We start from the raw sequence: 12,038 nt of genomic DNA, 5'->3' as shown, positions 1-12,038 counted from the left end.
CTCACAAGCTCAGCCTTGAGGACATCAACAAGGGCTTTGATCTGATGCACGAAGGTAAATCCATTCGCGCCGTCGTCGAATTCTAAGACGTATGCGAAACCGATTGGGCGCGCATCACTTGCGCGCCTTTTCAACACGGGGCTTGCGGCCGTAACACGTCATAAACGCATGCACCGCGCCATGCACAACCCGATCAATTTCGGCCTCTGAAACGTCTTCAATGACGCCGAACACCAGTTTGGGAAACAGTTCGGCTTTGCACAGTTCCGGAAACTGGTCCGCAGCGAGATCCAGATCTTCGATCTGAAGCTCTCCGCGAGAGACACACAGCTCAAGATAGTCGCGCAGTTGCCCCCTGAGATATCCCGGTCCCATTTCATAGAAACGCCGCCCCAGTTCGGGAAAGCGGTCCGCCTCGGCCACACAAATACGAAAAATACGTCGCCCGAAATCTGTCAGCATGAAACACATCATGCCCCTTCCGGTGCGCAAAAGAACCTCTTCGGGCGGATCATCCGGCACAACGGATTGCACCATCTGTTGGGTGTGGGTTTGCACCTCTTGCGTTGCCATCTCCATGAACAGAGACGCCTTGTCGGGAAAATAGCTGTACAACGTGGCTTTGGACACACCGGCCGCCCGTGCGATATCATCCACACTTGCGCCTTCAAAGCCGTCACGCAGGAAAACATCCCGCGCACCATCGATCACCTGATCAAACTTGCGCCCACGGCGAATAACAAGATTATGGGTATTCATGAGCGCCTCGATGTCTCGTGGAACTCGAATATAAACCAATCAGTTCAGTTTTAACAAGCAAGCGCATACATAACAGAAGCATTTGACGCGCCCTCCAAGAATGGTACGAGTTTCACATGCTTGAAATTTTCCTGAAAACACTGCCCTTCTTTGCGATCATTGGTCTGGGCTATTGGGCTGGACGCACTCGGTTTTTTCCCGACGAAGCGACGGTGTATCTGACCAAGTTTGTTTTCTATTTCGCCTTGTCGGCAATGCTGTTTCGCTTTGCTGCCAACCTGTCTTTGGCCGAGGTCTTGGACTGGACATTGGTGACGGCATATCTCTGGGGAACCGCATTTGTATACGGGATTGCAACGGCAGTCGCTTTCCTCAGGCGGCTGGATGTCGCGACCGCCGCGGTCGAGGCCCAGTGCGCCGCAATCGGCAATGTCGGCTTTCTGGGTGTGCCGATGCTTGTTCTCTTGCTCGGAGAAAAAGCGATCGGGCCGGTCATGTTGGTGCTGGCAGTTGACCTGATTGTTTTTTCCTCACTCATCGTGATCCTGATCACCGGTGGACGCGATGGGCGCATGTCTTTGGGTGTTCTGCGAACCGTAGGTCTTGGGCTGGTCAAAAATCCGATGATCGTCGCGATCAGCGCGGGCCTGATCTGGTCTGCTTTGGAACTGCCCATTCCGGACCCAATGAACGACTTTCTTGCCATTCTTGGCGGTGCGGCGACGCCCGGCGCCTTATTCGCGATTGGTGCGTCGCTTGCATCGAAATCGGCAGAGCGTGCACAAATCGCGCTTTGGTTAAGCTTCTGCAAGCTGATCCTGCATCCGATTTTTGTAGCCATTGGTGTGCTTTGGCTGTTTCCGATCGACACCTATTCAGCCGGAGTTGTGATCTCTGCTGCGGCGCTGCCTGTGGCAGGGAATGTCTATATGCTTGCTCAGCACTATAATGTTGCACCGCACCGTGCCTCGGCCGCGATCCTGTTTTCAACAGCGCTTAGTATCGGCACGGTGTCTGTGATCGTTGCATGGGTGAGCACGCTTTAGCGCGCGTTTAACCGGCCCCTCGCAATTTGGACAAAATCTCTGCCGCGATTTCAAATGATTTTAACCGCGCGGTCTGATTATGGATCATACCCGTCACCATCAGTTCATCAGGTTGGTGGACACTTAGAATTTTGGAAAGCTGTGATTTCACGGTTTCGCGCGATCCTGTTGCCGAACAAGACAACGCGTAATTCACCTGTTCGAGAACAGCCGTAGGAACCTCCTGTGTGACATCATCAATAGGTTCGGGCAGCTTGCCCGGTGTCCCGCTGCGCAGACGCGCAAAGCCCAATTGCTGCGATGTGCGCAGGCGGGCCGCTTCTGCATCAGTGTCTGCGGCACACACACCCGCCGCCATCATAACATAAGGTTCGGCAAGGGCCTTGGAGGGTTGAAAAGTCGTCCGGTACACGTCGAGCGCCTGCTCCAGCATTGCTGGCGCAAAATGGGACGCAAACGCATAAGGTAACCCAAGATGCGCGGCCAGCTGAGCACCATAAAGGCTTGATCCCAGAATCCAGACCGGCACCTGCGTGCCTTCTCCGGGAATGGCCCTGACACGTTGCGGGCTGTCGGGTACGGCAAGATATCCCATCAATTCCTGCACATCCTGCGGAAAACCATCTTCAGGGGACATGTGACGGCGCAATGCGCGCGCCGTGGCCATATCCGTTCCCGGTGCACGCCCCAGCCCGAGATCAATCCTGTCAGGATAGAGTGTCGCCAGAGTGCCAAATTGTTCGGCCACAACCAGCGGCGCATGGTTTGGCAACATGATCCCACCTGCCCCGACACGCAGTGTCGATGTCGCGGCGGCAATATGGGCGATCAGAACAGCAGTGGACGAACTGGCGATACCCGGCATGTTGTGGTGCTCGGCCAGCCAATACCGGTGATAGCCCGATGCTTCCGCTAGTTTCGCCAACGCGACAGAGTTCGAAAGAGCATCCGAAGCGGTTTGCCCTTCTGGAATTGGGGCCAAATCGAGCAGCGAAAAGTACTTCATATCAACCTCAACTGATTTCTCTTTAGTGGATATGTGGGGAATTGGGTGCCCCAACACAACCGTCTCTGGCCAGAGTTTGGCGCCCCAACGGGTTTTGGCATCGATTTGCGTTCTGGCAGGACGGGTCAGGTTGTGTATTTGCCAACATTTGTGTTTCTATTTTCACGGGTTCCGCATAGGCCCTGACTGCAAGCACAGAAAAGGGAAGGAACCAAGCCATGATGGAGATCAGAACAACAGGTCTTCATTGGGGGGTACTGCTCATCTTTCTGGTGTCGTCGTTTTTTGTTGGTCCTGTTTTTGGCCCCTCTCTTAGCGTTCAGGTGATTAGCCTCACGTTGTTCGATGTGGCGATTGTTGGTGCGGCCATCGCAGCCTTCAAGGACCCGCGCGCACGTACAGTGGGCATTGTCATCGCCATTGTCTGGCTGATTGCATCGCTTGTTGCGCTAAACGTCGGGGCGTTTCAGACACTGGCTCTGGTTTTGACTGGTGTCATGTTGCTGGCGGCATTGTGGATCACGTTTCAGGTTCTCTTGAACCAGACCACAGGAAACCTTGAGGCATTGCTTGGTGCGATATTCGGATACTTGCTGCTCGCGATGGCCTGGGCAATGCTGTATCTGCACATTCTGCGGCTCGACAATGACGCCATCCAAATGGCGCTGGACTCGGATATCTGGTCGTCGGTGGTTTATTACAGCATCGTCACGATAACCAGTTTGGGCTACGGCGATATTCTCCCGATAAGCCCGCTGGCCCGCATGGTGGCAGGGTTCGAAGCCATTGTCGGGGTTCTGTACATCGCGATCATGATCGGCAGCATCGTTGGCAAGTTCCAAACACCCGACAACGGCGACTAGGCCTAGCGGGACCGTTTGTGTGACATCACATGGCCCGGCACAGCATTACGGCAGGCGTGCCTCGTACCTAGATTAACAGATCGTAGTCCACTTCTTCGATCCGCAAAGTCAAAGAGGTCAGATCCCCTCCGTCGACAAGCGCCCAGAGAATCTGCCCTGAGGGACGATAGATCACAAAGGCTTCGTCAACACCGGCATCGCCTGCGCCGTCCGTGTTTGAAAAGTTGACCTGAAAATCGCTGGCGCGTGCACTGTCCACGGCGACAAGGGCGTCTTCTTCCGAAAAGTCCTGAATCCAGTCGCTTCCGTGCCCCTCAACGCCAGCATGAAAGAACCTGTCCGCACCTTCGCCCCCGTTCAGCAAATCATTGCCAAACCCGCCATTGATAAAGTCGTCGCCCGCGCCGCCAACGATAAGATCGGCAATCGACCCGCCGGAAATCAGATCATTTCCGCCGTTTCCGGTAAGCGTATCCGCCCCTGTTCCACCAACAATGGTATCATCTCCGGCACCACCGCCAACGCTGTCATTTCCAGCGCCTGCAATAATGCTGTCATTCCCGCCGTTGCCATTAATTGTATCGGCGTGATCCCCGTCATCAGGCCCCCCAATCAATAGGTCATTGCCGCCAGAACCATAAATGCGATCGCTGCCCATTCCACCATCAATGGTGTCACCTACGGAGGGGGTACCTGTGTCCGTTCCCGTATCCCCAAAAACCAGATCATTGCCCGCGCCCGTTTCGATGTAATCGTTGCCAGAGCCCCCTTCGGCAGTGTCATTCACATCGGCGTCGGTGGCCCAAGTGATGATGACATCATCCCCATAGCCACCATAAACGGTGTCACGACCATCACCGCTGTTCAGGCTATCGTTGCCGCCGGCCTGAACACTTTGGTAAACATTAACATCATGTATTAGATCATTGGTCGCGCCGGTCAGCACCGTATCATCGCCAAAACCCGAAAAAACCTCGATAGAGTTCACTGTATCTGTCTTGGTGATTTCGTCGGCCTCTGCGCTTCCATAGAAACGATAATACTCTGCACCAGTTGATCGCGTCCGCAGGGTAGAGCTTACAAGTCCTGTCAAATCAATGGGGCCAGAGGTCGACATGCGTAAATCATCTACATCTTGAAACTCTTCAAAGCTCAACATGTTGGCGCGCGACATCGTCCCACCACCTACGTAGACTTCAATGTTCTGAAAACTGGTACGTGTGTAATTCGCAACCCAGTCCCCATCAAAAACGTCCCAGCCTTCCCCCCCGTCCAGAACAGTCCAAGGGTTTGCGGCGTACCCCGTTACCCCACCAACCAAAAGGGTGTCATCACCTGCCCCCCCTCGAAGCGTATCTCCATCTCCTGATCCTCTGAGAGTGTCGTTGCCTTCACCTCCAATAATGAGATCATCACCACTTCTGGAAAATATATCCCACGAGGCGGTGGCCCCACTCGCGTCTATTGTCGCGTTTCCAAATGACGTTCTTATTGCTGCGCGCCCAACGGCACTGTTGTCGGCCCCAACCGTGATCCCCCCAAGCTCTACGCTGGTACCTCCGACAAGCAACAACTCTCCTGTGCCGCCGAACCCGACAATTTGCGTTATATCTTCAAGCTGTCGCGGCAAGAGAGTCAGGGAGTCCTCCTGCAAATCGATAATTTCCACATTTCGCAGCGTGGCGTGTCGAATACCGAGGTTATGGCCGCTCGCCGCATCCAGAACCAAACGATCAATCCCGTCACCGCCATCGATTATTGAAGGTGACGTGAAATTATTAGGAGAACTGAGTAAGATCGTGTCATTGCCCTCCCCACCTTCGACCCAGTTTGCACCGGTGCCCGGGGCAAGAAAATCATCCCCGCCCAAACCCACCAAAGAGTCATTACCCGAGCGTCCACTGATCACGTCATCGTCTTCCGTGCCCATCAAGACCGGATTGCCGATGCCATTATCGTTGCCCGTTGTGCCTGTAATCGTCGCCATATCAATGTCCTTAAAAAAATAGAATTGAGAGCAGTTCACCACAGACCAAAGCAAACCGTCAAACCCTTTAGCCCAAACACCGAAACGCTGCTGCGCGGATTTTCCGGATTTGTCGCGCCATCCCGTCTTGGTTTCTCTTGCCGTCTACCCGCCGTCTGAGTTAGCCGTGGACGCAACGAATATCAGGAGATCAGGATGGAAATCGTTTCCGAAAACAAAGCCTTTGGTGGCACCCAAGGCGTTTACACGCATTTGTCACACAGCTGTAGCTGCGAGATGACTTTTGGCGTATTCCTTCCGGAAGAAGCCAAATACGGAAGTGTACCCGTTCTGTGGTATCTGTCCGGCCTGACTTGCACCCATGAAAACGCAATGGTCAAAGCTGGCGCACAGGCATGGGCCGCCGAGCATGGCATCGCCCTCGTTTTTCCAGACACCAGCCCACGGGGTGAAAAAGTCGCTGATGACGACGCCTATGACCTTGGAAAAGGCGCCGGTTTCTATGTGAACGCGACCCAGACCCCCTGGGCCGATCATTTCCAGATGTGGGATTACGTCGCCGAAGACCTGCCATCAATGCTGCAGGAAAAATTTCCGCTGGATATGAGCCGGCAGGCCATCACGGGGCACTCAATGGGCGGACACGGCGCCCTGACACTGGCAATGTCCCTGCCCGGGCGGTTCCGCTCGGTTTCGGCCTTTGCACCGATCTGTAACCCGACCGGCGCGGACTGGGGCAAAAAGCAGCTTTCTGCCTATCTCGGTGATGATACCGACGCATGGGCCAAGCATGACAGCTCTGTTTTGATGCTCGAAAAGGGGTTTGACGGCCCTGTCCTGATCGATCAGGGCGCGGATGATCAGTTCATCGATCTTTTGCGTCCCGAAACACTTGCGGCCGCCGCGGCGAAACGTCGGCAGGAATTCACCCTGCGGATGCAGAAAGGCTATGATCACAGCTATTTCTTTGTGTCGTCCTTTATGGAAGACCACGTCGCGTTCCATGCTGATGCGCTGTATGCGGACTGATCAAACATGACCGCGATCTATGTTGACGCCGATGCCTGCCCCGTTAAGGCCGAGGTCGAACGGGTGGGCACACGGCACAAAGTCCAAATCTATGTGGTGTCGAACGGCGGGCTGCGCCCGTCGCCCAATCCCCTGGTGGAAAATGTGATTGTCCCCGAAGGGCCCGACATCGCAGACATGTGGATCGCGGATCGCGCGAAAACCGGCGATGTTGTCATCACCGGTGACATCCCGCTGGCCGCAAAATGCGTCGAAGCAGGCGCGCGCGTTTTGAAACACAATGGCGAGGCACTTACGCAGGCCAATATCGGGAATGTGCTGGCCACACGTGATCTGATGGCCGACTTGCGTGCCGCCGACCCGTTTCGCCAAGGGGGTGGAAAGGGATTTACCAAGGCAGACCGGTCCCGCTTTCTTGAGGCACTCGAACGGGAATTGCGCGCAGCGGCAAGAGCCTAGGTAATTGCGGAACATATGACGGTAAGCGACCTTTTGGTCGCTCATGACACAGACCTTGACGCCGCAATTTGATGGTATGCGCAGATGGATCAGACTCTCTCTCACAACCGCACAGCCCTTGGTGCGTCTTCGGCGTTGATTGCGACCTTCTTTTTCTCGCTCAACGACGCATCCATCAAGTTCCTGTCGGGAGGATATGCGCTTCACCAGATCGTTCTGATACGCTCGCTCATCGCATTGGCGTTGCTCTTGGCGATTATTGTGCCGCTGGGGGGCGGATTTTCCACACTGAAGACCAAACGCCTTGGCATGCACCTCTTGCGGGGGTTTTGTGTGGTGTTCGCCAATATGACGTTCTTTCTCGGGCTCTCGGCCTTGCCGCTGGCCGAAACCTCAGCGGTCTTTTTTGTGAGCCCGCTTCTGATCACCGCGTTTTCCGTCCTGTTTCTGGGGGAACGCGCGGGCCCAAGGCGCTGGACAGCGGTCTGCATCGGCATGGTGGGTGTCATTATCATGATCCGCCCCGCCGGGGATGAGTTCCAATGGGCGATGCTTCTGCCCTTGATGTCGGCGGTGGCCTATGCGTCGCTTCACATCCTGACCCGCAAAATTGGCGGCACAGAAAGCGCCGCAACAATGGCGGTTTACATCCAGATCACCTTTATTGTGGTCAGCGGTATGATCGGCGTGATGTTGGGGCACGGCAACTTTGCGGGATCAGGCGACCCCATGTGGGAGTTTCTTTTGCGGGCGTGGGTCCTTCCCGAACAAAGCGACTGGCCGCTCTTTGTCTTGATCGGCACCGCGAGCGCCTTTGGCGGTTTCTTCATCTCGCAGGCCTATCGTCTTGCCGAAGCAAGCGTCATTGCTCCGCTGGAATATGCCGCGATGCCCGCCGCGATTGTGTTTGGTATTTTGTTCTTTGATGAATGGCCTGATCTGACATCCTGGATTGGCATAACGCTTATTATTGGGGCCGGTCTTTTTGTGTTCTGGCGTGAAAGCCTTCAAAGCCCGCGCAAAGGTCTGGATCGACCGCGCACCCGCCGCTAGGGTCGCCAAAAGTCATCAGCAAACGAGATCAGACATGCCCATCGACGCCGTAATCTTTGACATTGGCAACGTGCTTATCGAATGGCAGCCCGAAAATTTCTATGACCGTGTCATTGGACCGGAACGCCGCAAAATGTTCTTTGATGCAGTGCCTCTTCACGAGGAACACCAAAAGGTCGACGAAGGGATTGCCCTGCGCGACGTGGTGTTTCCGCTGGCGGACAGATACCCCGAGTGGGCCACAGAAATCCGCATGTGGCACGACAACTGGAATGATCTGGCCGCACCTTCCATTCCGCACAGCGTGCGATTGCTCGAAGCGCTGCGCACCAACGGTGTGACGGTGTTTACCCTGACGAATTTTGGCTGGGACAATTTCCCTCTGTCGCAAGAGGCCTTTCCGTTTCTGAAAGGGTTTGATCGGGAATACGTCTCGGGGCGTCTGAAACTCATCAAACCCGATCCCGCAATCTATGCTCATGTCGAGCAGGACTGTGGCTTGGCGCCGCAAACGCTTTTGTTTGCCGATGACCGGCTTGAAAACATCGAAGCCGCCGCCGCGCGGGGATGGCAGACCCATCACTTTACATCCCCAGAAGGCTGGGCCGCGCGGCTGGTTGACGAAGGCTTGCTCACGCCGGAACAGGCGATATGACACGTGTGATCCCTTTTGCGGAAGGGGAGGCCAATCTTGACTGGATCGAGCTGGCCGAGGCGCTGGAAGCAGGACATCGTCTTCCACGGGCCGAAATTTCGGACAGTCTTTTACATCGCGGCAAAGATACGTTGCTGGTCAGACAAGCGTGGATCGACGGGCTGGGGATCGCGGTCAAGTCGGCAACGGTTTTTCCCGACAATCCGGCAGCTGGTGCCCCTATGATCCACGGGTCGGTTACCCTGTTTGACGACACCAGCGGCACGGACGAGGCGTTTATCGATTTCCATCTGGTGACAAAATGGAAAACCGCCGCGGATTCCTTGTTGGCGGCGCGCAAACTGGCCCGACCGGACAGCCGCAATATCCTCATACTGGGCGCAGGAACGGTGGGGCGCAGTCTTTATGACGCCTATCAAAGCCTGTTTCCAAACGCACGTTTTCTGATTTGGAACAGGACACAGGCCACTGCCGAAAAAATGGCGATGACATGCGGCAACATGCAGCTGGCCCCGAACCTTGAGGCGGCAGTCAAAGAGGCGGACATCATTACCTCGGCCACGATGTCGACCACCCCGATACTACAAGGCGCGTGGCTGCAACCCGGACAACATATCGACCTTGTCGGGGCCTATCTGCCCACCATGCGCGAGGCTGACGACGAAGCGCTGCAACGATCACGCATATTCGCCGATAGTTTTGAGACAACCGTGGATCAGGTTGGTGAACTCAAAACACCGCTGGAAACAGGGGCGATTGTCAAAAGCGATCTCATTGCGGACTTTTACGAAATGGACCGTTTCGAACGACAATCAGTTGATGACATTACGTTGTTCAAAAATGGCGGCGGGGCGCATCTCGACCTTATGGCAGCGCGCTATATCCTCGATAAATGGGAGGCATCGGCATGATCTGGTTTCTTCTCGTTGTCGGGGTGATTTTGGTGGCGCCTTATCTGCGGGAAGCCCTGCGCAAACCCGTTTCGGCGCGCAGGAAAGACACCCCCAAAAACCTCGCCAGCTTGACCCACGGCAAAATCTCGTATCGCTGGCATGGCCCCGCGTCTGGCCCTGTTGTCGTCTGTATCCACGGTCTTACTTCACCCGGCTTTGTATGGGACGGCTTGGTGCCTTACCTGACCGAGGCAGGCTTTCGTGTTCTGTCATTTGATCTCTATGGTCGGGGATATTCGGACCGCCCTAGCCAACCGCAAGACGCGGCTTTGTTCAGCGGCCTTGTGCATGATCTTTTGACGGATCAGAACGTCGACGAACCCGTCACTTTGATTGGAAACTCTATGGGCAGTGCCGTTGCAACGGCATTTTCCGCGCAACATCCCTCGCGTGTGCGTCAGGCGGTATTACTTGTTCCTGCGGGCCTTGGGCACAATCTGGGCGCGGCAGCGACATTAACCCGCAAAGTGCCCTTGGTTGGGCATTGGCTCATCCATGCGTTTTACCCGCGTGCGCTGCGCAAGGGGATCGACGCGGAACGCGTCCTTCCATCTTCGGTTCCCGATATTCAGGAAAAACAGCTCGACGAATTGAACTATCGCGGGTTTCTGAGGTCGGTTCATAGCAGCCTATGTGGCATTCTGGGTGTCACTCTGGAACACGAACACCGAAGCCTGCAGAAAAACAACCTGCCCGTTGTCGCCGTCTGGGGCGCGGACGATGATGTCATTCCACTGTCCTGCAAGGACCGGATGGCCCAGTGGAACCCCGACGCATCCCACATCGTCTTAGAGAACTGCGGCCACGGCTTGGTTTACACACATACCAAGGACCTCTGGCAACAACTCGAACCGGTCCTGTTACGCTAGGCAATTGCGCCCAGCGGGCGTTCTCTTACGGGGATATGGAGAACTGCACTCAAGGCACCCACGCCGATCCCGATCCACCACACCATGGTGTAATCACCAAAGGTGTCATACATGCGCCCGCCCAGCCACACACCAAGGAAGCTGCCCAACTGGTGGCTGAAGAATACGATCCCGTACAACGTTCCCATGTAGCGCACGCCATAGATATAGGCCACAAGACCACTGGTCAGAGGCACTGTCGCCAACCAAAGCGACCCCATCGCGATCGAGAAGATGATCACACTCGTCGGGGTGATGGGCATCAGGATAAACACCGCCGCGACAATGGTACGGCATGTGTAAATTCCGGCCAGAAGATACTTTTTGGAGTACCGGCTACCGGCCCAGCCCGCCAAAAGCGTGCCGCCGATGTTTGCTAATCCAATCAGTGAAATCGCAATCGCGCCCAGCGCCGACGTTGTCGAAACCCCAAGCGATGCCAACATGCCCGACGGGTCAATCGCGCCGCACATTTCGGTGATCATGGCAGGGAAGTGGGCGGTCATGAACCCAAGCTGATATCCGCAGGAAAAGAACCCCAATGCGATCAGAGTATAGGATGGGTCTTTGAACGCCTTGACCAGAATTGCGCCCAAGCTTTCTTCCAGCTCGACTTTGCTGATCGACGGGGCGCGCATCATCGGCAGCAAAAACAATGTGGCCAGGATCGCGGCGGCAAAGACCGTAAAGGTCGATTGCCATGTCATGAACCCCAGCATCCATTCTGCCAGAGGTGCCCCAAAAATTTGCCCCCCCGACCCTGCTGCCGTTGCGATGGCGAGGGACATGGACCGGTTTTCATCAGAGCTCGCACGTCCGATCACTGCCAGAATCACGCCAAAACCGGTGCCCGCAATGCCGAAACCAACAAGAACCTCATAGAACTGGTGCGCCGTGGGCGTGATGGCAAACGATGACAACACCAACCCCGCCGCATAAAACAGCGCCCCGAGAATGATGGCTTTGCGATCCCCGATTTTCTCGGCGATGGCGCCAAAAATGGGCTGCCCGATCCCCCAGGCGAGGTTTTGAATGGCAATCGCGAGAGAGAATTCTGCACGCGCCCAACCGAACTCATCGGCAATCGGAATTTGAAACACACCAAAGGATGCCCTGATCGCAAACGAGACCAGAATGATCGCGCATCCGACAAGAAGGACCGGTGTAAATAAAGGGGCGCGCTGCTCCATGGTGTTCTCCTGCTACGTTCGTGCAAGGTGACCGCACTCGATTATTCAGTCAATTCAGGAATTGTTGGGCGTCAGTTCAAATTTATTCATGCCACTCAATGTCTTTTCAGGCCTCGCCGTATTCGCTAAT

The 12,038-nt window shown here is 55.4% G+C and carries 12 protein-coding genes; 8 read left to right on the top strand and 4 right to left on the bottom strand.

What is annotated here, in order from left to right; translation table 11 throughout:
- Positions 1 to 114: 114 nt before the first annotated feature.
- Complete coding sequence (locus tag PH7735_RS19950; protein ID WP_058313191.1) at positions 115 to 759, bottom strand: TetR/AcrR family transcriptional regulator; 645 nt, start codon at positions 757 to 759, stop codon at positions 115 to 117.
- A 116-nt stretch (positions 760 to 875) separates the two neighbouring features.
- Between PH7735_RS19950 and PH7735_RS19945 the strand changes: the two genes are divergently transcribed.
- Positions 876 to 1,805 carry an AEC family transporter gene (locus PH7735_RS19945; RefSeq protein WP_058313190.1) on the top strand — a complete coding sequence of 310 codons (930 nt, stop codon included), beginning with the start codon at positions 876 to 878 and terminating at the stop codon, positions 1,803 to 1,805.
- A gap of 7 nt (positions 1,806 to 1,812) precedes the next feature.
- On the opposite strand, the gene PH7735_RS19940 is transcribed toward PH7735_RS19945, so the two are convergent.
- Positions 1,813 to 2,811, bottom strand: a complete 999-nt coding sequence (locus tag PH7735_RS19940) for an LLM class flavin-dependent oxidoreductase (RefSeq protein WP_058313189.1) — start codon at positions 2,809 to 2,811, stop codon at positions 1,813 to 1,815.
- A gap of 218 nt (positions 2,812 to 3,029) precedes the next feature.
- Here PH7735_RS19940 and PH7735_RS19935 point away from each other — a divergent pair, with 218 nt between their 5' ends.
- Entirely contained in the window at positions 3,030 to 3,674 is a 645-nt protein-coding gene (locus tag PH7735_RS19935; protein ID WP_058313188.1) for a potassium channel family protein, read from the top strand.
- Positions 3,675 to 3,741: 67 nt separating this feature from the next.
- Here PH7735_RS19935 and PH7735_RS19930 read toward each other — a convergent pair whose 3' ends face one another.
- Positions 3,742 to 5,661: a calcium-binding protein gene (locus PH7735_RS19930; RefSeq protein WP_058313187.1), complete on the bottom strand. Its 1,920-nt coding sequence runs from the start codon at positions 5,659 to 5,661 to the stop codon at positions 3,742 to 3,744.
- Positions 5,662 to 5,856: 195 nt separating this feature from the next.
- Here PH7735_RS19930 and fghA point away from each other — a divergent pair, with 195 nt between their 5' ends.
- The 6 genes from fghA (at position 5,857) to PH7735_RS19900 (ending at position 10,679) form a co-directional block, all read left to right on the top strand.
- A complete protein-coding gene (gene fghA, locus PH7735_RS19925; RefSeq protein ID WP_058313186.1) occupies positions 5,857 to 6,690 on the top strand; it encodes an S-formylglutathione hydrolase in 834 nt (277 codons plus the stop codon).
- A 6-nt stretch (positions 6,691 to 6,696) separates the two neighbouring features.
- Positions 6,697 to 7,149 (top strand): YaiI/YqxD family protein, encoded by a 453-nt coding sequence (locus PH7735_RS19920; RefSeq protein WP_058313185.1) that lies wholly within the window; start codon positions 6,697 to 6,699, stop codon positions 7,147 to 7,149.
- 84 nt (positions 7,150 to 7,233) lie between these two features.
- Complete coding sequence (locus PH7735_RS19915) at positions 7,234 to 8,202, top strand: DMT family transporter (protein ID WP_058313184.1); 969 nt, start codon at positions 7,234 to 7,236, stop codon at positions 8,200 to 8,202.
- A 34-nt stretch (positions 8,203 to 8,236) separates the two neighbouring features.
- Entirely contained in the window at positions 8,237 to 8,857 is a 621-nt protein-coding gene (locus PH7735_RS19910) for an HAD family hydrolase (protein ID WP_058313183.1), read from the top strand.
- Positions 8,854 to 9,768 (top strand): ornithine cyclodeaminase family protein, encoded by a 915-nt coding sequence (locus tag PH7735_RS19905; RefSeq protein WP_058313182.1) that lies wholly within the window; start codon positions 8,854 to 8,856, stop codon positions 9,766 to 9,768. The genes PH7735_RS19910 and PH7735_RS19905 overlap by 4 nt, the downstream gene beginning before the upstream one ends.
- The gene (locus PH7735_RS19900; protein WP_058313181.1) at positions 9,765 to 10,679 is read left to right on the top strand and encodes an alpha/beta fold hydrolase; all 915 of its coding nucleotides are present in this window, start codon (positions 9,765 to 9,767) and stop codon (positions 10,677 to 10,679) included. The genes PH7735_RS19905 and PH7735_RS19900 overlap by 4 nt, the downstream gene beginning before the upstream one ends.
- Here PH7735_RS19900 and PH7735_RS19895 read toward each other — a convergent pair.
- Entirely contained in the window at positions 10,676 to 11,908 is a 1,233-nt protein-coding gene (locus PH7735_RS19895) for an MFS transporter (RefSeq protein ID WP_058313180.1), read from the bottom strand. The two genes, PH7735_RS19900 and PH7735_RS19895, sit on opposite strands and share 4 nt — an antisense overlap.
- Positions 11,909 to 12,038 lie beyond the last annotated feature (130 nt).

The sequence above is a fragment of the Shimia thalassica genome (genome assembly GCF_001458215.1).
GTDB classification, from domain to species: Bacteria; Pseudomonadota; Alphaproteobacteria; order Rhodobacterales; family Rhodobacteraceae; genus Shimia; species Shimia thalassica.
This window is presented reverse-complemented; position numbering and strand designations above follow the sequence as displayed.

Bases quoted from the DNA above. Each gene is read 5' to 3' on its own strand.
- PH7735_RS19915 (WP_058313184.1), top strand. From the start codon at position 7,234: ATGGATCAGACTCTCTCTCACAACCGCACAGCCCTTGGTGCGTCTTCG.
- PH7735_RS19900 (WP_058313181.1), top strand. From the start codon at position 9,765: ATGATCTGGTTTCTTCTCGTTGTCGGGGTGATTTTGGTGGCGCCTTAT.
- fghA (WP_058313186.1), top strand. From the start codon at position 5,857: ATGGAAATCGTTTCCGAAAACAAAGCCTTTGGTGGCACCCAAGGCGTT.
- PH7735_RS19930 (WP_058313187.1), bottom strand. From the start codon at position 5,661: ATGGCGACGATTACAGGCACAACGGGCAACGATAATGGCATCGGCAAT.
- PH7735_RS19905 (WP_058313182.1), top strand. From the start codon at position 8,854: ATGACACGTGTGATCCCTTTTGCGGAAGGGGAGGCCAATCTTGACTGG.
- PH7735_RS19920 (WP_058313185.1), top strand. From the start codon at position 6,697: ATGACCGCGATCTATGTTGACGCCGATGCCTGCCCCGTTAAGGCCGAG.
- PH7735_RS19950 (WP_058313191.1), bottom strand. From the start codon at position 759: ATGAATACCCATAATCTTGTTATTCGCCGTGGGCGCAAGTTTGATCAG.
- PH7735_RS19910 (WP_058313183.1), top strand. From the start codon at position 8,237: ATGCCCATCGACGCCGTAATCTTTGACATTGGCAACGTGCTTATCGAA.
- PH7735_RS19940 (WP_058313189.1), bottom strand. From the start codon at position 2,811: ATGAAGTACTTTTCGCTGCTCGATTTGGCCCCAATTCCAGAAGGGCAA.
- PH7735_RS19895 (WP_058313180.1), bottom strand. From the start codon at position 11,908: ATGGAGCAGCGCGCCCCTTTATTTACACCGGTCCTTCTTGTCGGATGC.
- PH7735_RS19945 (WP_058313190.1), top strand. From the start codon at position 876: ATGCTTGAAATTTTCCTGAAAACACTGCCCTTCTTTGCGATCATTGGT.
- PH7735_RS19935 (WP_058313188.1), top strand. From the start codon at position 3,030: ATGATGGAGATCAGAACAACAGGTCTTCATTGGGGGGTACTGCTCATC.